This window comes from Aeromicrobium sp. A1-2, assembly GCF_003443875.1.
GTDB lineage: Bacteria > Actinomycetota > Actinomycetes > Propionibacteriales > Nocardioidaceae > Aeromicrobium.
This window is the reverse complement of the sequence record NZ_CP027482.1, coordinates 2302624-2322739: the sequence shown is the minus strand read 5'-3', so window position 1 is coordinate 2322739 and position 20116 is coordinate 2302624. Positions and strand designations below refer to the sequence as shown.

Genomic DNA, 20116 nt, shown 5'->3' with positions numbered 1-20116 from the left:
TCCGATGACGCAATGCTGGTGGCGTGCGTGACCTGCTGATCCCCGCTGCCGACCTGGTGCTCGGAGTGCGATGCGCGGGCTGCGGCGGTCCAGCGCTCGCACTGTGCCGCACGTGCGGCGAAGCGATCCGTCCCCATCCCGAGATCGCCTGGCCGACTCCGGCACCGGAGTCGCTGCGTGGGACCCGACCGGTGCCACCCATCGCGGCGGGCCGCTATACCGACGTCTTGCGGCGAGTGATCGTGGCCTGGAAGGAGCAGGGCAACACCCGTCTGACGACTCCGTTGGACCATCTGCTGGCCGCGTCCGTTCTGGTGCACGTGCGTCACGGCTGCCCCGTGGTGCTGGTCCCGGTGCCGACGTCGCGCAGGAGTCGCCGGGCGCGTGGCTGTGACCTGGTGGGGGAGCTCGCCACATCGTCGGCACGTCTGCTGCGCCGGGTCGGGGTGGACGCACGAGTCGCGTGGGCCCTGGCATCGGCGCGGGAGACGGTGGACCAAGTGGGGCTCGACGCGGCCGAGCGGTCGAACAATCTTCGTGGAGCGTTCCGGCTGCGTTCGACCCGCCTGCTGGTGGGCCGTGACATCGTCGTCGTGGACGACATCCTGACAACTGGGGCGACGATGACCGAGGCCGTCCGGGCGTTGAGCGCGGCCGGCCATCGCCCGATCGGTGCGGCGGTCGTGGCAGCAACTCCTCGCATTGCTGGGGATCGGCCATGAAGTTCATCGATGCTCTGGCGGATCCTTGGAGCGCGGTCTACCGTCTCAGGTATGTGAAGACGGCGCTGAAGTTTGAGCGCGGCACCGACAACAAAGGGAGTCCCCATGGAAATTGTCGTCAACGGTCGCAACAGCGAGATCTCTGAACGGTTCCGCGAGCACGTCGAGGACAAGCTCCTCCGGCTCGAGAAGTACGACTCTCGGCAGAAGATCAGCCGGGTCGAGGTCGAGGTCACGCACGAGAAGAACCCGCGCCAGCACGACACCGCGGCCAAGGTGGAGATGACGCTGCGCTCGCGTGGACCCGCGGTTCGGGCCGAAGCCTCGTCCACCGACCAGCACTCCGCGCTCGACGCGGCAATCGACAAGCTCGAGTCCCGCCTACGCCGCTCGGTCGACCGGGCTCGCGACCACCGTGACCCCCACAGTGCGACGTCCTTGGCGGCCGCGACCGCTGACCTTCCAGTCGCCGATCTGGTCAAGGACGAGCCGGTCGATGACGTGCCCGACCGCCAGGAAGGCCCCATCGCTGTGGAGGGCGACGGCCCGATCGTCGTGCGGGAAAAGTCCCACCAGGCCACCCCCATGACGCTCGATCAGGCGATGTACGAGATGGAGCTCGTCGGTCACGACTTCTACCTGTTCGTGGAGAAGGACTCGATGCGACCCAGCGTCGTCTATCTGCGACGAGCCTATGACTACGGAGTGATCCACCTCGACGTCACCGAGTGAGCCTGTGGGCGTCGCGGCGCTTGGCGTGGCATGATCAGTCCCGTGACTACTCGGGGTGACAGCATCCGGGTCCTGCTGGTCGATGACCAGGAGCTCTTCCGGCGTGGTGTGAAGATGGTGCTGAGCGCTGACGACGCCCTCGAGCTCGAGGAGTGCGACGACGGCGACAAGGCGCTCGAGCTCGTTGCCGAGAATCCGTTCGACATCGTGCTGCTCGACGTTCGCATGCCTGGGCGCAGCGGTGTCGAGGTCTGCGCCGCGATCAAGGAGATCTCTCCGACGACCGGGATCATCATGCTCACAGCGAGCGACGACGAGTCCGACCTCTACGAGTCGATCCGCAGCGGCGCATCGGGCTACCTGCTCAAGGACGGTTCGACGTACGAGCAGGTGGCTGAGGCGGTGCGACTCGTGGCATCAGGCCAGTCGCTGATCAGCCCGAGCATGGCTACCAAGCTGCTGGACGAGTTCGTCCAGATGTCCCGGAGCCCCGCACCGACCACGAACCTCACCCCGCGTGAGCTCGGCGTCCTGCGCCACGTGGCACGCGGGCGCAGCAACCGTGAGATCGCCGAAGAGCTTTTCATCAGCGAGAACACGGTCAAGAACCATATCCGCAACATCTTGGAGAAGCTGCAGATGAAGTCGCGGATGGAAGCGGCCATGTACGCCGTTCGCAGCAAGCTCGTCGACGACATCCAGTAGGGACGCGAGCCCGCCAAGCATGGCTCCCGCAATGTCTCGGAACCTGACGAGGGCGCAGGCCGCGCGGATCGCGTTGGCCGCGCAGGGCTTCACCCGGCCGAGGCCGGGTGTCGACGGCGACGTCACGGCGCGGCACGTTGGACGGGTCGTCGACCGGCTCGGCTTCTTCCAGATCGACTCGGTCAACGTCCTGCCCCGCGCGCACTACATGCCGTTGTACTCGCGGCTCGGCGCCTATGACGTGGAACTGCTCCACCGGGCAGCGAGTCGGCGACCGCGACGGCTGTTCGAGTACTGGGCGCATGAGGCCGCGCTGGTGGATGTCAATCTGTGGCAGGCCCTTCAGTTCAGGATGGCCAGCGGCGCTCGCATGTGGGGCGGCATGGCGCGGATCTTCCTGGCGAAGCCGGAGTTCGTGGCCTGGGTGCTGGAGGAGGTGCGGGCGCACGGTCCGTTGACCGCGCGGGAGATTCAGCACGACACGCCTCGGGACAAGGACAGCTGGGGGTGGAACTGGTCGGAGGTCAAGATGGCCCTGGAGTACCTGTTCTACAAGGGGCAGGTCACCGCCGCGAGACGCAACTCCGCCTTCGAGCGTGTCTACGACCTGCCCGAACGAGTGATTCCGCAGGCCCAGCTGGATGCGCCACCGCTGGACGGTCGCGAAGCGCACCGAGTCCTCGTGAGCCACGCAGCCCGGGCCCTCGGTGTCGGGACCGCTCAGTGCCTGCGTGACTACTTCCGGATGGATCCGGCGTCGAGCAGGGCCGCGATCGACGAGCTGGTCGGCACCGGTGAGCTGATCCCAGCGACCATCGAGGGTTGGAAGCGTCCGGCGTACCTGCATCGCGATGCAGCGCGGCCCCGCAAGATCGCGGCACGTGCTCTGCTGAGCCCATTCGATCCGCTGGTGTTCGAGCGCACCCGCACCCAGCAGCTGTTCGACTTCCAGTACCGCATCGAGATCTACGTCCCGGCGCACAAACGTGTGCACGGCTACTACGTGCTGCCGTTCCTGTTGGGCGACCGTCTCGTCGCCCGGGTCGACCTCAAGGCCGACCGGCAGACCGGCCGACTCGTGGTGCACGGCGCATGGGCGGAGTCGCACGCGCCGGCCAGCACGGCCGACGAGCTGGCGCAGGAGCTGCGTCTGATGGCCCGCTGGTTGGGCCTGGCATCGGTGGTCCCGCCGGAGCGGGGAGATCTGGCCGGGGAACTCACGGCCTCCCTTGCACGTCACCTAGACTGAGCAGGCTCTCAAACTTTTCGGCAACCCCTTCATCCAGGAAGTGCATCTACGTGCCCAAGGTCATCGACAAGATCCTTCGCATGGGCGAAGGCAAAGTCCTCAAGCAGCTCCAGGCGATCGCCAAGCAGGTCAACGCCATCGAGGACGAGTTCCACGCGATGAGCGACGAGGAGCTCCGCGGGATGACCGACGAGTTCCGCGCGCGGCTCGCCGACGGCGCGAGTCTGGATGACCTGATGCCGGAGGCCTTCGCCACGGTGCGCGAGGCGGCTTTCCGGGTCCTGGGCCAGCGGCATTTCGACGTGCAGATCATGGGCGGCGCGGCGTTGCACCTGGGCAACATCGCCGAGATGAAGACCGGCGAGGGCAAGACCTTGGTCTCGACCCTCCCGGCCTACCTCAACGCGCTCGAGGGCAAGGGCGTCCACGTCATCACGGTCAACGACTATCTGGCCCGCTACCACGCGGAGTGGATGGGTCGGGTGCACCACTTCTTGGGCTTGAGCGTTGGCATGATCCTGCCGAGCATGTCTCCCAACGAGCGCCGCGAGGCGTATGCCGCAGACATCACCTACGGCACCAACAATGAGTTCGGTTTCGACTACCTGCGCGACAACATGGCCGACGACATCGCCGAGTGCGTGCAGCACGGACACAACTTCGCCGTGGTGGACGAGGTCGACTCGATCCTCATCGACGAGGCCCGCACCCCGCTGATCATCTCCGGACCGACCGAGGAAGAGGTCAAGTGGTACGGCGAGTTCGCCCGGATCGTCGGCGCGATGAAGATCGACGACCACTACGAGGTCGATGAGAAGAAGCGGACGATCGCGGTCACCGAGGAGGGCATCGACAGGGTCGAGGACCAGCTCGGCATTGACAACCTCTACGACGCGGTCAACACCCCACTGATCAGCTTCCTGAACAACGCGATCAAGGCCAAGGAGCTCTTCAAGAACGACAAGGACTACGTCGTCATCGAGGGCGAGGTCCTGATCGTCGACGAGCACACCGGACGCATCCTGGACGGGCGCCGCTACAACGAGGGCCTGCACCAGGCCATCGAGGCCAAGGAAGGCGTCCGTATCCGCGAGGAGTACCAGACCCTCGCGACGATCACGCTGCAGAACTACTTCCGCCTCTACGACAAGCTCGGCGGCATGACCGGTACGGCCCTGACCGAGGCCTCCGAGTTCGACAAGATCTACAAGCTCGGAGTCGTCGCGATCCCGACCAACCGGGTCGTGGCCCGGGTCGACCAGCCCGACCTGGTCTACCGCACGGAGCAGGCCAAGTTCGACGCCGTCGTCGAGGACATCGTCGAGCGGCATGCCGCGGGACAGCCGATCCTGGTCGGCACGACCAGCGTCGAGAAGAGTGAGCGCCTGTCCAAGCAGCTCAAGAAGCGCGGAGTCCCACACGAGGTGCTCAACGCCAAGCAGCACGATCGTGAGGCTTCGATCGTGGCGATGGCAGGGCACAAGGGTGCCGTCACGGTCGCCACCAACATGGCCGGCCGTGGCACCGACATCATGCTGGGCGGCAGCGTCGAGTTCCTCGCTGACGCCGCGCTCCGTAGCAAGGGCCTCGATCCGCTCGAGGACTCCGAGGCCTACGAGGCTGCGTGGGCTGACACGCTCAAGCAGATGGAGGCCCAGGTCGCGACCGAGCACGACGAGGTCGCCGCCGTGGGCGGACTGATGGTGCTCGGCACCGAGCGTCACGAGTCCCGCCGCATCGACAACCAGCTGCGCGGGCGCTCCGGCCGACAGGGCGACCCGGGCGAGACCCGCTTCTACCTGTCGCTCGAGGACGACCTGATGCGGTTGTTCAAGGCCGACTGGGTCAACTGGGTCCTGCAGACCATGAAGATCCCCGACGACGTGCCGATCGAGAACAAGCGCGTCACCGGCGCGATCGCCTCGGCGCAGTCGCAGGTCGAGGCGCAGAACTTCGAGACTCGCAAGAACATCCTCAAGTACGACGACGTCATGAGTGCCCAGCGCTCGGTCATCTACGCGGAGCGTCGTCAGGTCCTGGAGGGCCAGGACATGCACGAGTGGGTCACCTCGACGATCGGTGATGTCGTGACGGCCTACGTCAACGGTGCCACCGAGGGCTTCCCCGAGGAGTGGGAGCTTGACCAGCTCTGGACCGCGCTCGGCACGCTCTACCCGGTTGGCCTGACAGTCGAGGGCGTCGAGTCCGAGGCTGGCGGGCGCGAGGGTCTGTCCCGCGACCTGCTCCATGCCCTGGTGTCCGAGGACGCCCTGGCGGCGTACAAGAAGCGCGAAGAAGAGCTCGGCTCGGAAGTCGTGCGTGAGCTCGAGCGTCGTGTCGTCCTGAGCGTGCTGGACCGCAAGTGGCGCGAGCACCTCTACGAGATGGACTACCTGCGTGAGGGCATCGGCCTGCGGGCGTACTCGCAGCGCGATCCGCTCGTGGAGTATCAACGCGAGGGCTTCGACCTGTTCAACGCCATGATGGAGGGCATCGCCGAGGAGTCGGTGGGCTTCTTGTTCAATCTTGACGTTCAGGTGGAGCAGAGCGGCGAGTCCGAGTCCGAGTCCGAGCCGCAGCTCACCGCCAAGGGTCTGGGTGGCGAGAAGAAGCCTCAGGCGCTGTCGTACTCGGCTCCCAGCGAGGACGGCGAGGCCGAGGTCCGAGGCGAGAGCGTTGCCGAGGACACTCCTGAGTCGGAGGCGCGTCGCGCGGCCAACGCCAAGAATCGCGCCCGGCAGAAGACCAAGCAACAGCGGAAGTCCAGGAAGAACAACCGCTAGGGCGCGCGGCTCGTTCCTCGCCGCTCCAGCGGTTCGTTCCTCACCGCTGCCAGGCTTCGCCTGGGCGCCTGCCTTTGCTCGCTGCGCTCGCTCGGCCCACTGCTCGCTGCGCTCGCTCGGCCCGGTGTTGCGGTTGCTACCGCTGCCAGGCTTCGCCTGGGCGCCTGCCTCTGCTCGCTGCGCTCGCTCGGCCCACTGCTCGCTGCGCTCGCTCGGCCCGGTGTTGCGGTTGCTACCGCTGCCAGGCTTCGCCTGGGCGCCTGCCTTTGTTCGCTGCGCTCGCTCGGCCCACTGTTGAGCTTGCTCGCTCGGCCCTTGCTTGTCAGGCCCAGGTGAGTGCGGTGCAGCGCCATACCTGTTCGCCACGGTGGGTCCTCTGCAGCTCCAGGCGTACCGCGACGGCTCGGGACCGGCCGCGGTGGACCATGCGACCGGCGATCTCGGCCGCCTCGTCGTGGACCATCGAGACGTGCACCGAGACGATCCGGACTCCATGGTGGCCCGAGCGGGCACGCAACGGGACGCGGGCATGTGCCGCGAGGCGCGTCGTGAGCTGTTCGTAGACTTCGGGCGACATCCAGGCGGCCATCTGCCGCGCGGCCCGTTCGCCGGACAGGACCTCGACAAGGGCCTGCATGAAGCGCGCGGACCGCTCGCGCAGCGGACCGGCGTCGCCCCGTTCGACGGGGACCGGAAGCACGGGTCTCATGCCGGGGAACGGCAGCGGGATCTGGCCGGTGGCGGGCTCGACGGGCCCGGCGAACGAGGGGAGCTGGGTGGGGGCGATCAGTGCAATGGCGGTCTTCATGTGTGGTCCTTCCCTGCAGGTGGAATGAGGTGCTGAGCGGGGAAGATGAGGTTGGGGTCCGCGCCGATGACGTCCCGATTGACGGCGTACCAGCGGGCGCACGCCCGGGCGACGTCGGCGGTGGCGGCATCGTCCGGCAGGGTGCCGGCGGCGATCGCCCACAGGGTGTCGCCGGCCCGGACGACGATGGGCTCAGCAACGCGGGCTGGGAGCGGCTCGATGGTGGGTCGGTCGGGCACGCGCAGGCCCACGATGTCGCGCGCGGGCGCTTCGTCCGGCGCCGAGGCCCGATCCGCCGACGCGGGCGCCACAGCCAAGGCTCCGGCGGTGCCAGCGAGCAGCGCCCGTCGGAACAGGTGCGGAGCTACCCGGCGGAGAATCGGCGCGGGCGTACGGACGAGGGTGAGCGCGACCACGGCGAGGACCCACGTCGAGAGTCCCAGCTGCACCAGACTGCCGATGGCGAGCAGGGTGTCGGGGAAGCTGGCGCGGCCGAAGTCCGTCAAGAGCCCACGGGCGTCGGGTCCGAGCGCCGCAAAACTCACGGCCGCCAGCGACGCGAGGGCCCATCCAACCCGAGACACCATGCGACATCCCCACCCGACCTTGACGTTTGATGACGTTTGACAACATTTAAGTCAAGACAAGACCGGTTGAATGCGTCTGTCAACAGGTGGTGCACAAACCTGGGGACAGCGCCGTGGGCCCCCGAGCTGGGATAGCGTGCGGGACATGAGGTGGGACCGACTCTTCGACGACCTGGAGGGCCAGGCGGCCGACATCGAGCTGGAGCAGCGTGATGCGCTGGCGGTGGAGCTGCGTGATGGCGACTGGGCCAGCACGCCGTGGCGTCGGCTGCTCGGCGGGCGTGTGGTCCTTGCGGTGCGCGGCGTCGAGCGGATCGAGGGTGTCGTCGAGCTCGTCAACGACCAGGTGATCCACCTCCGGGGCGACGGGATCGATCACGTCGTCAGCACACTGGCTGTCTTGACCGTCCATTCCACCGAGCGGCGGTCCGAGGCGCCGACCGCGGTCAGATCCGCGCTCGGCTGGGGCCATGTGCTCCGCGCGCTGCGGGATGGGGGGGAGGACGTCCGAGTCCAACTGGTCGACGGCATGTCCCGCGATGGCTCGGTGCAGGTCGTCGGTCAGGACTTCGTGCAGCTCCGCGTGGGTTCGGGTCGTGAGCAGATTGTGCCGTTCGACGCGATCGCCGTGGTCAGCGGTCGGAGGTGACGTCCTCGGTGCGCTCGTCGTCCTGCACCTCGGCGCGAGCATATTGCCGAGTGATGTAGTCCTCGAGCTGGTCGTTCTCGATGCGCCACTGGCCGCGTCCGCCGATCTGGATGCCGCGCAGCTCGCCGGAGCGGACCAACGCGTATACCTGGCGCACCGTCACATTGAGCACCTCGGCGACGTCAGCCAGCGTCAGGAACCGAGGGGTGGAAGGTGGCATGCCCACAGTTTCCCATGGCTGGGTGTCACGGGCGCGGGGGGTTCGTGAAGTTGTGGACAACCCAGAGCGGGTCTGGACGAAACCGGGACGAGTCGGTAGAACCGAGGTATGCGGAACTGGCGGGGGCCCGGGGGATCGGGCGGGGCAACGGCGCAGCGTCTGCGCGTCCGGCCGTGGCGCGATCCACGGCTGCTGACGGGGCTGCTCCTCGTGCTGGGGGCCACGGTCCTGGGCGCTCGACTGGCCGCGGCCAGCGACGACACGGTCGAGTACTGGTCGATCAGCTCGTCGGCGCAGCCAGGTGATCCGGTCGACCCGGGCGCCTTGCGGACGACCCGCGTGCGCCTCTCGGAGGGGGCAACGGGCAACTACGTCCGGGCCGACGAGGAGTTCGCCGCTCCGCTCGAGGAGCTGGTCTGGGCATATGGCGTGACCGAGGGATCGCTGGTCGACAAGGCTGCGGTCGTCCCCGCGTCCCGGGACTCGCGCAGCCAGCTGCCGCTCAGCGTCGCGGATGGCTCGGCCCCAGCCGACTTGGCGCGAGGCGATCTGGTGGACGTCTGGGTGGGCCCTGGTCCCGGCGACGAACCGGGGAGTATCGCGAAGAGGGTGCTTGAGTCCGTGCGCGTCGTGGAGTCGGCAGGGGACTCCGCCGCCAGGAGCGGCTCGCTGGCCCAGACCGTGCTGGTCGATGTTGCTGCGGCCCAGCTGGAGGGCTCGGTCGTAGGCGCAGTCGCCTCCGGCCACGTGACGCTCGTGCGAGTGTCCTGATGGACGTCGTGCTCGCAGCAGGTGGCGCGCGCTGGGAGGCTGCGACGATCCGCGAGATCGAGGACTCAGCCGGACTTCGCCTAGTCCGACGCTGCGTGGACGTCGCCGATCTGCTCGCCGTGGCAGGCACTGGCCTCGCAACAGCGGCCCTGGTCAGTGCCGATCTCGTCGGCCTGGATGCGGACACGGTCCACCGGCTCGAGCGGGACGGTATCCGGGTCGCCGCGATCGAGTCGGACCAGGAGGAGTGCCGCGCGCTCGGTATCAATCGGATCGCGCGGCTCGGCCACCTCGCCGACCTGGCCCGCGATCGTCGGTCCGTGCCGCCGCCGACGGACGAGTCGCGGGCGCCCCTGGTCGCAGTGTGGGGTCCGGCCGGTTCGCCGGGACGCAGCACCCTCGCCCTGTCGCTCGCCGCTGCCGCGGCCGCGCAGGGCATCGACACGATCCTGGTCGACGCTGACACGTACGGCGGCTCGCTCGGACAGTCGCTGTCCGTGCTCGACGACGTCAGCGGGTTGGTCGCCGCCTGCCGCGCAGCCAACACGGGTCGCTTCATGGAGGTCAAGGACCACCTGCTCGTGATCGACGATCGGCTGAGATTGCTCACGGGCCTGCCACGAGCCGACATGTGGCCGCAGGTGCGGACCGGAGCGCTCGACCTGGTCCTCGGGCGCCTGCGCGCCTCCGCAGACCTGCTGGTGGTCGACTGCGGCTTCTCCCTCGAGCCCGGCAACCGCAACCAGACGACGCTGCAGGTGCTGGAGGAGTCCGACCACGTCGTGGTCGTCGGCCGTTCCGAGCCGGTAGGGCTCGCCCGACTGGTGCGTGGGCTGCACGAGCTGGGCGAGACGCTGCCCGGACGCGTGCCGACCCTGGTGCTCAACCAGGCACGCTCATCCCTGGGATGGCGCGAGCGCGAGGTCGATGCGACGCTCCACCGGCTCGCCGGCATCGCGCCGTCGGTCCACCTGCCATTCGACCAGGCGGCCCTCGACCTCGCCGCGGTCAGCGGGCGGACACCGCGCGAGGTGTCCCCTTCGTCCCCATTCGTGGCCCGGATCGAGGTTCTGGCCCGGACGTTGGTCTCGCAGGTCGGGAACACACCGATCCTCGCGCCCTCAACTACATGACTCGGTGGTAACTTCACTGCAGGACGTCCCGAGGAGAGTCATGCAACGGTTGAGCCCCCTGGACGCGATGTTCCTGCAACAGGACACCCCGACCGTGCCGCGTCAGATTGCCTCACTGGCGATCCTCGAGCCGGGCGAGCACTCGCTGGAGTACGACCGGCTGATCCACGTGATCAACGAGCGCATCGATCTGGTGCCCCGTTACCGCCAGGTCCCGCGCACGGTGCCCGGATCCCTCGGCACACCGGTGTGGCTCGACGACGAGAACTTCGACATCACCCTGCACGTGCGCCGGTCGGCGTTGCCCCGGCCGGGCACGACCAATGCACTGCACGAGCTCGTGGGCCGATTGATCGCCCGCCGACTCGACCTGGACCGCCCGTTGTGGGAGCTCTACCTGATCGAGGGATTGTCCGGCGGACGCGCGGCCTTGCTGTTCAAGGCGCACCAGGCGCTGGTGGACGGGTCCGAGACTGTCGACCTGGCTCAGGTCCTGCTCGAGGAGACAGCGCACGACCGGGACATCCCGCACGAGGAGTGGAACGCCCGGTCCGAGCCGCACGCCGCGGGGCTCGTCGTCGGGACCCTCAACCGCAACCTCCGACATCCCGGAGAGGCGCTCAAGGTCGCCGAGCTCAACCTGGGCCGGCTCGCGCGTCGTCTCCCGCTGATCGGTTCGGACGGTCAAGCTCCACACGGCGTGCTGTCGACCGAGCTGTCACGGCATCGCCGCTTCGCATCACTGGCGGCTCAGCTCGACGACTTCCGGCGAGTGCGGGAAGAGCACGGCGGCACCGTCAACGACGTGATCCTCGCCGTGATCGCCGGTGGCATCCGCGGGTGGATGCTCACCAGGGCCGAACCCGTCTCGGCCAAGACGAGCTTCCGCGCGATGGTGCCGATGTCGGTCGTCGCCGAGGACGGGCTGCCAACCTCGCTGGGCTCCAAGGTGCGTGGACATTTGCTGTCGCTGCCGGTCGGTGAGTCCAACCCGGTCGTCCGCCTGCACCAGGTGTCGTACGCGTTGAAGGATCATCGCGAGACGGGATCGGCGGTGGCGGCCAACAAGCTCGCCAACCTCCCGGGCTTCGCGACCTCGACGTTCCACGCGGTCGGCGCCCGGGTTGCCGACGCCGAGGCTGGGCGGGGCCACCAGATCGTCATCACGAACGTGCCCGGACCGCAGGACCCGGTCTACATGGCAGGTGAGGTCGTCAGCGAGGTCTATCCGTGCATCCCGCTGAGCGGACACCGGGCGGTGTCGATCGGGGTGACGTCGTACAACAGCAAGGTGTTCTTCGGCATCGTCGCGGACCGTGAGGCCGTGCCGGACGTCGACATCCTGGCCCAGTGCATCGAGGACGCCCTGACCGAGCTGGTCGAGACGGTGGACGGTCGGAGCTCCCGGGCACCGCGCGGGCGGCAGCGGCCCGCTAAGAAGTCATGAGGGTCTATCTCGCGGTCGGCGACGACGATCTCGTCGCGCTGGCGGCCGGTGACCCGGTGTCCCCGCCCGCATTCGTCGCTGCCTCCGAGGACGAGGAGGACGAGCTCGCGGCGCTCGAGGAAGCCTCCGAGCACGGCGCGGTAGTAGCAGCCGCCGAGCTCGACGACCCTGATTCCCCGGTCACTCTGGCGGACATCGCCTCGTTCCACACCGCGGTCGACGAGACGGGCGACCTGGCCTGGTTCGCGACCCAAGAGATCGACGCCGTGCTCCACACCCTGCGGGGCGGGAACACGGCGTCGTCGTGATGCCGTCGCGGTCGACCTAGAGCTTGGTCTGGCCGTACTCGACCTCTTCGCGCAGCGATGAGCGGATCGCCTTGGCGACCTCGGGCTCGATCTTCTTGCCGATGAACGGGATCGAGACCTTGACGTCTCCATCGAGGCTGAACTCGGTGCCGCCGCCGCCCGGGAACAACTTGGCCTTGCCGGTCATCTCTGCTGGCTGGCCGATGATGCTGACCTTGACGTCGGCCGTGCGGTTGCCTTCGCTGTCAGGCGCGGCCCACACCTCGGTCTGCTTGACCTTGACAGTGCTGCCCGTGAGCTTCTTGACGAAGTCGGGCATGTCCGCGTCCTGCGTACGGATGACGGTCACCGTGGCGCCGTCCCCGACCTGCTCGACCGTGACGTCGAACTCGTGGGCACCCTGGTTCTCGCAGGACTCGATGCGGAATGCCTGGTCGGTGATCAGTGCGTAGACCGCCTCGACGTCAGCACCTGAATAGCTGAATTGTTCCGTGAGCTTCATCTGGACATCCTTGTGCACATCGACGGGTCTTGCAGCGGATCGGTCATTCCGCCACCGGCTCGACCGCGGGAGTCGACGACGCCGCACCGAGGCTCTTGAGCTCGGAGAGCCGTGCCTCGACCTCGGCCGCGGTGCTGTCCCCCTCGAGCTCCTCGAACTGCGCATCAAGGCTCGACGCGGCCAGCTCGGACCGGCCGGCGACCTGGGCCTCGACCCGGCGGACCTTGTCCTCGAACCGGGAGACCTCGCTGGTGGGGTCGAGGATGTCGATCGACCTAACAGCGTCCTGCACCTTGGCCTGGGCCTCGGCGGTCTTGGCCCGGGCCACGAGCTGATCCCGCTTGGACTGCAGCTCGCCCAGCTTGGCCTTCATGCCGATCAGGCCGACCTTGAGCTTCTCGACGACCTCGCCCTGCGAGGCGATCTGGGGAGCCTCGGTCCGTGCCTCGTTCTCGAAGCTGATCTGCTTGCCCAGGGCGATCTTGGCCAGGTTGTCGAACTTGTCCGCCTCGGTCGGCTGACCCGAGGTGCGCAGCGAGTCGGCCTTCTGCGACGCCCGAAGGGCCTTGCTGCCCCATTCCTTGGCGGCAGTGACGTCCTCGGCATGGTCCGCCTCGGCGAGCCGCAGGTTGCCGATCGTCTGCGCGACGGCCTGCTCGGCCTCGGCAATCGAGCTGGTGTAGTCGCGGACCAGCTGGTCGAGCATCTTCTCCGGATCTTCGGCCTTGTCGAGGAGGGAGTTGATGTTGGCGCGGGTCAGCTGACCGATGCGCCCCAGGATGGACTGTTTCTGAGCCATGGTCGTCACTCTCTGTCAGGTGCTGCCGGGCGGGATGCTGCGTCCGTCGGCGGGATGGGCGGCGCCGGTGGCGCCACACGATGATCTTGGTGCATGACGGTGGCCGAGACAACAGGGTGCGTCGTGAGGATCACGTCGTGCCGGCGGCAGCGGACTCCGCCGAGCCGAAGATCCAGACCCGCATCAGCACGAATCGCATCCCGGTCACGAACAGGTTCGCCGCCGTCAGCAGCACGACCTCGACGAGTGGATGACCGTCGCCGCCGACCGCACGCATGGCCCACAGAGTGCCGGCCGTGACGCCGAGCCCGCAGGCGAACACCAGCAGGCCCTGGAGCTGGTGCCGGAGTGCCCCCTCTGGTCCGCGGAAGCCGAAGGTGAAGCGCCGGTTGGCCGCCGTGTTGGCGATCGCGGTCGCCGCCAGTGCAATCGCATTGGCCTCCTGCGCGCCGAGCCTGCCGCGCAGCGCAACATAGAGGACGCCGTACGCCAAGGTCGACAGAATCCCGACCATGGCGAACACGACCATCTGGGCGCTGAGTCGCCCGCCCGCGCTGCGGGCCGAGGTCCGACCGAGCGCCTGGGCGACCGCGGCCAACGGCACGCGGCCGCGCAGCAGCGCCAAGCCCAATCGGCCCATGCCGCGCAGGTCCGCCGCCGCGGTCCGCACTATGTCGACCTTGCTGTCCGGATCGTCGATCCAGTCGACCGGCACCTCGTGGATCCGCAAGCCGGCCCGTTCGGCGACGACCAGGAGCTCGGTGTCGAAGAACCACTCGTCGTCCTCGATGAGCGGGAGGAGCTGTGCCGCGACATCGCGACGGATCGCCTTGAAGCCGCACTGCGCGTCCGAGAACCGGGCTCGCAACGCGCTGCGCAGCAGCACGTTGTACGTCCGGGAGATCAGCTCGCGCTTGGGGCCGCGCGTTGTCCGGGACGACCTGGCCAGGCGGGAGCCGATCGCCAGGTCGGAGTGCCCCGACAGCAGTGGAGCGACGAGCGGCAGCAGCGCGTTGAGGTCGGTCGACAGGTCGACGTCCATGTAGACCAGCACATCCGCATCGGACTGGGACCAGGCCTGCTTGAGCGCCCGGCCTCGGCCCTTGCGGGCCAGCGAGACGACCGAGACATCGGGGTGCTGATGCGCCAGCTCATGGGCCAGCAGGCTCGTCCCGTCGGTGCTGGCGTTGTCGGCGATCGTTACGCGGGACGTGTACGGCAACATGCGCAGGTGGGCTCGTACGGTCTCGACCGAGGCGACCAGGGTGCTCTCCTCGTTGTGGACCGGGATCACAATGTCCAGCGCAGTGGTGCCCACCTGTGTCTGCTCGACGAGCGTCTGCACGGCGGTCACTGGATGCCGCCCGAGAGATCGTAGACCGTGACACCGTCGACGGTCTGGGCGGTGAAGCTTTCGGACACCCAGGTCGAGATCTGCGAGCTCGTGCCGGTGCTCGAGGCTCCCGGGCCGCCTCTGCCGCCAGCGTCGGTGCTGGCGATGAAGTAGTGGACCTCGCCGTCGGCAACGTTCTGCTGGAACCGCTCCAGCGTCGGGCTGGGATCCGAGCCGTTGAAGCCGCCGATTGACATGACCGGAAGCTCCGTGGCGAGCTGATAACCCGCCGCCGTGTTGGCGCCGACTGCGGCGGCAACCCAGGTGTAGGAGCCGGAGTCGGCAGTCAGGAGCGCGTCGATCGCGTCAGTCGACTCCGAGCCGGACAACAGACCTCCGGTCGTGCCCTGCCCCTGGTTGGCCTGGCCGCCAGCTTGGCCCTGCTGCGCTTGGCCCTGCTGTGCCGGGCGTTGCCCGGTGGGGCCGCCTCCCGCACCTCCGGCGCGTCCTCCGCCGCCTCCAACGCTGCTCCCGGTGCTCGGGCCAGCGCTGGGGATCGATCCCGTGTGCGGTGTGGACGCCGTGTCGACGGCGTATGCCGTGGGGCCGGCGAGGGCCGTGATGAGGATGGCTCCGGCGACCGCGAGCATCGCGCGGCGCGGCAGCATCCGGTGCAGGACCAGCAGGACCGCAGACACCACCCCGGTCACCAGCACGACGTACTTGAGCCAGGGCAGGAAGTCCGCGGACCGGCCGAGGAGGGTGAAGCTCATCGCTGCCGTCATCGCGATGACGAAGGCTGCGCCGAGGGTTGCCACGAGCGACTCGCGGTGGTCCCACAGGACGGCTGCGCCGATCGCGACGACCGCGGCGATCGCGGGGGCCAGCGCGACGGTGTAGTACGCATGGAAGATGCCAGCCATGAGGCTGAACGTCAGCGCGGTCACGACGAGCCAGCCGCCCCACACGACGAGTCCGACGATTCGCTGGTCGGTGCGCCCGGCACTGCGGAGGAACCACAGGCCGAGCACCAGCAGGGCCAGTGCGGCCGGCAGCAGCCAGGCGATCTGACCGCCGATCTCGGAGCTGAACATGCGCAGCAGCCCGGTCTCGCCCCAGTTGCCACCACCGGCGGTGTTGCCTCCGCCGACGGAGCCGACCTCATTGCCGTTGAGCCGGCCGAAACCGTTGTAGCCCAGGGTCAGCTCGAGGATCGAGTTGTTCTGCGAGCCGCCGATGTACGGACGGCTGGAGGCGGGCCACAGCTCGACGATTGCGATCCACCAACCCGCGGCGAGGATCATCGAGCCGAATGCGGCGAGCAGGTGCAGGATGCGCCGGCCGAACGGCGGGGTCGCCGCGACGAGGTAGACCATGACCAGCGGAGGCAGCACCAGGAAGGCCTGCATCATCTTGGTGAGGAAGGCGAGTCCGACCAGCGTCCCGCCGAGCACGAGCCAGCGCACGGCTCGTTCGGGTGACTCGATCGCCCGGATCGTGGCGTACACCGCCGCGATCAGCAGGAGGGTCAGCAGCGCGTCGGGGTTGTTGAACCGGAACATCAGGACCGCGACGGGGGTCAGTGCCAGGACCGCACCAGCGAACAGGCCGGCCCACGCGTTGCTGGTCGAGCGCCGAACCGTGACGTACAACAGCCCGACCGAGCCCACCCCCATCAACGCCTGGGGCGCGAGCATGCTCCACGACGACAGTCCGAACAGGCGGACCGACAGCGCCATGGGCCACAGCGCCATGGGCGTCTTGTCGACCGTGATCGAGTTGGCCGCGTCGGAGGAGCCGAAGAAGAAGGCCTTCCATGATTCCGAGCCGGCCTGCACCGCTGCGGAGTAGAACGAGTTCGCCCAGCCGGAGGCGCCGAGGCCCCAGAGGTAGAGCAGGCCGCTCGCGACCAGCAGCGCCATCAGAGCGGGACGCACGAGCGGGGAGTCGTCCGGTCGACCGCGCAGGGTACGGGCGAGCCAGGTGGCCGAGCGGCCGGGGCGGACGGGTGCTTCGGCCCCGGTGGCGCCGCGCTCGAGCGGGGGAGCGATGAGGGTGGTCTGGTTCATACCCCCACAGTGCGAGTGCGCTCTGGGGCGGCCGTGTGGTCCGTCTGTGCCCCTCCTGTGACCGCCTACCGGTCAGGCCGGGCCGTTCAGGAGGCGGGCAGCGTCAGGGTGAAGGTCGTGTCGCCGGGAGAGCTCGTGACCGTCGCAGAGCCCTGGTGGGCGTGCATGATCGCGCGGACCAGCGACATGCCCAGGCCCGCGCCTCCGGAGGCTCGGGTGCGGGAGGAGTCGCCGCGCACGAACCGCTCGAAGATCGTCGGCACGAGTGCGGGGTCGATGCCCGGACCGTCATCGTGGACCTCGACCTGTATGTCGTCGCCGAGCCGCAGGCGGACGTCGACCGTCGTCTGCGGGGGGGTGTGCCGGCTGGCGTTCGTCAACAGGTTGGTGACGGCCTGGTGCAGTCGCAGCTCGTCGCCGATCACGGTGACGGGCTCGTCGGGCACGTCGAACGTCCAGTGCCGCTCGGGGTCGACGACCCGCGCATCGTTGACCGCCTCGACGACCAGACGGGTCAGGTCGACGGGGCGACGATCGACCTCGCGTCCCGCGTCGAGGCGGGCCAGCAGCAGCATGTCCTCGACGAGGGACGACATGCGACCCGCCTCCGACTCGACCTTCGCGAGGATCTGGTCCGGATCGTCGCGGCCGGTCCGCCGACTGAGCTCGGCGTAGCCCTTGATCGTCGACAGGGGGGTGCGCAGCTCGTGCGAGGCGTCCGCGAGGAACTGTCGCACCTGCTGCTCGCTCTCGTGGCGGGCGTCGAGGGCCTCCTCGACATGGCCGAGCATCTGGTTGAGAGCCTCGCCGACCTGGCCGACCTCCGTCGCCGGATCGGTCAGGTGGGCTGGTACGCGACCTATCTCACCGATCTCTCCGGAGGCGAGGGGCATGGCGGTGACCTGGTGCGCAGTTGTCGCGACGTCGCGCAGGGGCCGGAGCTGGCGGCGTACGAGGACGCGTCCCGCACCCGCCGCCGCGACGGTGCCGCCGAGCGCCAGCAGGCTCTCCCACCAGATCAGGCTCGAGATCGTCCCGTCGACCTCGTCGGCGGGCAGCGCCTGCCAGACGATGCCGCCCGTCGGGGTCGTCGTCGCGGCGACGCGGTAGGTGCCGAGAGCCGGTAGCTCGATCGATCGGGGATCCTCGTTGACCTCGACCGCAGACATCTTCTGGAGCGCTGTGCGGGAGAGTGCCTTGCGCTCGCCGGATGCCGTGATGACGACACCACGCAGGCCCTCTGCGTCGAAGAACGTCGTGATGCTTCCGGCGCCCTGACCGAACGGGATGCGTGGGGTGTCGCCGCCGAACGACCCGTCAGGGGTACGTCCGTCCTGGCCGGACGGACCGGCGCCTCCGTCGCCCCTGACGGCACTTTGGGCGCGGTCGAGGGACTGGCCGAGCTGGTCATCCAGACGGTTCATGAGGTAGGACCGCATCACGATCGTGGCCACGACCCCGATCAGGAGACTGACCACGGCGACGAGTGCCACCGAGGTCATGACGAGTCGCCCGGTCAGCGAGGCGGGCAGCAGTGTGCGCATGCGCTAGTCCACAGGCTTGAGGACGTAGCCGGCGCCGCGCTTGGTGTGGATCATCGGCGCGTGGCCGGCATCGATCTTCTTGCGGAGATAGGAGATGTAGAGCTCGACGATGTTGGCCTGGCCGCCGAAGTCGTAGTCCCACACCCGGTCGAGGATCTGCGCCTTGGACAGGACCCGCCGTGGGTTGCGCATCAGGAAGCGCAGCAGCTCGAACTCGGTCGCGGTCAGGTCGATCTCGCGGCCGTCCCGCTCGACGTCGCGGCTGTCCTCGTCCAGGCTCAGGTCACCGACCGTGATGACCGAGCTGGGCCGTGCGTCCAGCGCACCGGCGCGGCGCATCAGACCACGGAGCCGGGCCACGACCTCCTCGAGGCTGAACGGCTTGGTCACATAGTCGTCACCGCCCGCGGTGAGCCCGGCGACGCGGTCCTCGACCGAGTCGCGCGCGGTGAGGAACAGCACCGGGATCTCGGGGGCATCAGCGCGAACCTTGCGCAGGACCTCCATGCCGTCGAAGTCCGGCAGCATCATGTCGAGCACGATCGCGTCGGGTCCGAACTCCTTGGCCGCCGTGACCGCCTGGCGGCCCGTGTGGGCCATCTGGATGTCCCAGCCCTCATAGCGCAGCGCCATCTGCAGCAGCTCGGCGATGTTGATCTCGTCGTCGACGACCAGGACGCGCAGAGGCGCCCCGTCCGCCCGTGTCAGTGATGAGGCCATGCATCCAGTGTGCGTCCCCTGGCCGGGGGCTGGGTGAGAACTGCCTGTGAGCAACCTGTGATTGGTGGTCCCAGTCTTCATTAGGGGGAATCACAGGGGCCTGACAGGTCGCGGCTCGACAGTGTCCGCATGAGTCAGCACAGCGACATGCCTCCCACCAGGACCTGGTCGACCCGTACGCTCGCGGCTGCAGCGATCGCTGTGGTGGTGCTGGGACTCGGCGCCGGTGCCGCGCTCGGCGCAGCGGGCGGGACGCAGGATGCCCGTGGCGGCCGCGCCGGCGGCGCACAGGGACAAGGTCCGGGCCAGACGGGCCAGCAAGGGCGAGTGGGTCAGCCGCCCGGGCAGGGTCAGGGCCAGCAGGTGTCCGGGGCGACGGGGCGAGGCGCCGACGGTGCGAATCGCGGCCCGGCCTGAACCGACCACTAGGCTGGCACCATGACGCGCTTGACCCGTTCCCAGGCGCAGGATCGCAATCGTGACACGGTGCTGGCGGTGGCGCGAGACGCATTCCTGCGTGATGGCTATGTCGCCACATCCGTCGCGGCGGTGGCGCGCGAGGCCGGCTTCACGACGGGCATCGTCTACTCGAGCTTCGGCAGCAAGGCAGAGCTGGCGCTGGGTGTGCTGCGTGGCATCCAGACCGAGCAGATTGACGCCCTGGCAGGCCGCGTACGTGATGCCGACGGGCCGGATCAGCTGCTGCCCCAGGTGCGGGAGTGGGCCAAGCGCGCGAGCGACTCCGGGTGGGTGCGGTTCGAGCTCGAGCTGCTCCTCGAGACGATCGGGGACGAAAAGCTCGCCGCGGCCCAGACGCAGCGGCAGGCCGCGGCGCTCGACCAGGCAGCCGAGGTCATCCGCATGATCGTGCCGGGAGGCGCGATCGACGACGGCACCATCGAGGTGCTGGCCGAGGCGGTCGTGGACTACGCGATCGGCGTGGGGATCCGGAGTGTCGTCAATCGTGAGGCCTCGCCCGACCGGTTCCTCGAGCTGGTCGGCCCGCTGTTCACCGCACTCACGTCTGCCTGAGCC

Annotated in this window: 21 protein-coding genes; 12 read left to right on the top strand and 9 right to left on the bottom strand. The window is 68.5% G+C overall.

What is annotated here, in order from left to right:
* Positions 1-23: 23 nt before the first annotated feature.
* The 5 genes from C6I20_RS11315 to secA all read left to right on the top strand — a co-directional run bounded on the left by C6I20_RS11315 (position 24) and on the right by secA (position 6191).
* Positions 24-722 (top strand): ComF family protein, encoded by a 699-nt coding sequence (locus C6I20_RS11315; protein ID WP_216822871.1) that lies wholly within the window; start codon positions 24-26, stop codon positions 720-722.
* Positions 723-827: 105 nt separating this feature from the next.
* Entirely contained in the window at positions 828-1454 is a 627-nt protein-coding gene (gene hpf / locus C6I20_RS11310) for a ribosome hibernation-promoting factor, HPF/YfiA family (RefSeq protein WP_118396058.1), read from the top strand.
* A gap of 42 nt (positions 1455-1496) precedes the next feature.
* Positions 1497-2159, top strand: a complete 663-nt coding sequence (locus C6I20_RS11305) for a response regulator transcription factor (protein WP_254052122.1) — start codon at positions 1497-1499, stop codon at positions 2157-2159.
* Between the two features lie 31 nt (positions 2160-2190).
* Positions 2191-3408 (top strand): winged helix-turn-helix domain-containing protein, encoded by a 1218-nt coding sequence (locus tag C6I20_RS11300; RefSeq protein WP_216822870.1) that lies wholly within the window; start codon positions 2191-2193, stop codon positions 3406-3408.
* 80 nt (positions 3409-3488) lie between these two features.
* Complete coding sequence (secA, locus tag C6I20_RS11295) at positions 3489-6191, top strand: preprotein translocase subunit SecA (RefSeq protein ID WP_254052327.1); 2703 nt, start codon at positions 3489-3491, stop codon at positions 6189-6191.
* Between the two features lie 322 nt (positions 6192-6513).
* On the opposite strand, the gene C6I20_RS11290 is transcribed toward secA, so the two are convergent.
* Together C6I20_RS11290 and C6I20_RS11285 are read right to left on the bottom strand one after the other, a co-directional pair.
* Positions 6514-6999 carry an Rv3235 family protein gene (locus C6I20_RS11290; RefSeq protein ID WP_118396054.1) on the bottom strand — a complete coding sequence of 162 codons (486 nt, stop codon included), beginning with the start codon at positions 6997-6999 and terminating at the stop codon, positions 6514-6516.
* Positions 6996-7586, bottom strand: coding sequence for a LysM domain-containing protein (locus C6I20_RS11285; RefSeq protein WP_118396053.1), 591 nt, complete (start codon positions 7584-7586; stop codon positions 6996-6998). Before C6I20_RS11285 ends, C6I20_RS11290 begins: the two co-directional genes overlap by 4 nt.
* A 145-nt stretch (positions 7587-7731) precedes the next feature.
* On the opposite strand from C6I20_RS11285, the gene C6I20_RS11280 reads away from it, so the two are divergent.
* Positions 7732-8235, top strand: a complete 504-nt coding sequence (locus C6I20_RS11280) for a hypothetical protein (RefSeq protein WP_118396052.1) — start codon at positions 7732-7734, stop codon at positions 8233-8235.
* Here C6I20_RS11280 and C6I20_RS11275 read toward each other — a convergent pair.
* Complete coding sequence (locus C6I20_RS11275) at positions 8219-8455, bottom strand: helix-turn-helix domain-containing protein (RefSeq protein WP_118396051.1); 237 nt, start codon at positions 8453-8455, stop codon at positions 8219-8221. The genes C6I20_RS11280 and C6I20_RS11275 overlap by 17 nt on opposite strands.
* A gap of 108 nt (positions 8456-8563) precedes the next feature.
* Between C6I20_RS11275 and C6I20_RS11270 the strand changes: the two genes are divergently transcribed.
* Genes C6I20_RS11270 through C6I20_RS11255 form a run of 4 tightly spaced genes read left to right on the top strand, consistent with a single transcriptional unit; the run spans position 8564 to position 12114 of the window.
* Positions 8564-9226: a hypothetical protein gene (locus tag C6I20_RS11270; protein WP_118396050.1), complete on the top strand. Its 663-nt coding sequence runs from the start codon at positions 8564-8566 to the stop codon at positions 9224-9226.
* Complete coding sequence (locus tag C6I20_RS11265) at positions 9226-10359, top strand: chromosome partitioning protein (protein WP_118396049.1); 1134 nt, start codon at positions 9226-9228, stop codon at positions 10357-10359. Before C6I20_RS11270 ends, C6I20_RS11265 begins: the two co-directional genes overlap by 1 nt.
* Before the next feature lie 40 nt (positions 10360-10399).
* Positions 10400-11806 carry a wax ester/triacylglycerol synthase family O-acyltransferase gene (locus C6I20_RS11260; RefSeq protein ID WP_118396048.1) on the top strand — a complete coding sequence of 469 codons (1407 nt, stop codon included), beginning with the start codon at positions 10400-10402 and terminating at the stop codon, positions 11804-11806.
* Entirely contained in the window at positions 11803-12114 is a 312-nt protein-coding gene (locus C6I20_RS11255; protein ID WP_118396047.1) for a hypothetical protein, read from the top strand. Before C6I20_RS11260 ends, C6I20_RS11255 begins: the two co-directional genes overlap by 4 nt.
* Positions 12115-12130: 16 nt before the next feature.
* On the opposite strand, the gene C6I20_RS11250 is transcribed toward C6I20_RS11255, so the two are convergent.
* From C6I20_RS11250 to C6I20_RS11225, 6 genes are all read right to left on the bottom strand, one after another.
* A complete protein-coding gene (locus C6I20_RS11250) occupies positions 12131-12616 on the bottom strand; it encodes a DUF2505 domain-containing protein (protein WP_162891277.1) in 486 nt (161 codons plus the stop codon).
* Between the two features lie 43 nt (positions 12617-12659).
* Positions 12660-13415, bottom strand: coding sequence for a PspA/IM30 family protein (locus C6I20_RS11245; RefSeq protein ID WP_118398847.1), 756 nt, complete (start codon positions 13413-13415; stop codon positions 12660-12662).
* A gap of 130 nt (positions 13416-13545) precedes the next feature.
* Positions 13546-14760 carry a glycosyltransferase gene (locus C6I20_RS11240; RefSeq protein WP_254052121.1) on the bottom strand — a complete coding sequence of 405 codons (1215 nt, stop codon included), beginning with the start codon at positions 14758-14760 and terminating at the stop codon, positions 13546-13548.
* 5 nt (positions 14761-14765) lie between these two features.
* Entirely contained in the window at positions 14766-16817 is a 2052-nt protein-coding gene (locus C6I20_RS11235) for a glycosyltransferase family 39 protein (protein WP_118396045.1), read from the bottom strand.
* Positions 16818-16903: 86 nt separating this feature from the next.
* Entirely contained in the window at positions 16904-18361 is a 1458-nt protein-coding gene (locus tag C6I20_RS11230) for a cell wall metabolism sensor histidine kinase WalK (RefSeq protein ID WP_118396044.1), read from the bottom strand.
* 3 nt (positions 18362-18364) lie between these two features.
* The gene (locus tag C6I20_RS11225; RefSeq protein ID WP_118396043.1) at positions 18365-19081 is read right to left on the bottom strand and encodes a response regulator transcription factor; all 717 of its coding nucleotides are present in this window, start codon (positions 19079-19081) and stop codon (positions 18365-18367) included.
* A 129-nt stretch (positions 19082-19210) separates the two neighbouring features.
* Here C6I20_RS11225 and C6I20_RS11220 point away from each other — a divergent pair, with 129 nt between their 5' ends.
* A complete protein-coding gene (locus C6I20_RS11220; RefSeq protein WP_118396042.1) occupies positions 19211-19498 on the top strand; it encodes a hypothetical protein in 288 nt (95 codons plus the stop codon).
* A gap of 21 nt (positions 19499-19519) precedes the next feature.
* Positions 19520-20113, top strand: coding sequence for a TetR/AcrR family transcriptional regulator (locus tag C6I20_RS11215; RefSeq protein ID WP_118396041.1), 594 nt, complete (start codon positions 19520-19522; stop codon positions 20111-20113).
* Positions 20114-20116: the final 3 nt, after the last annotated feature.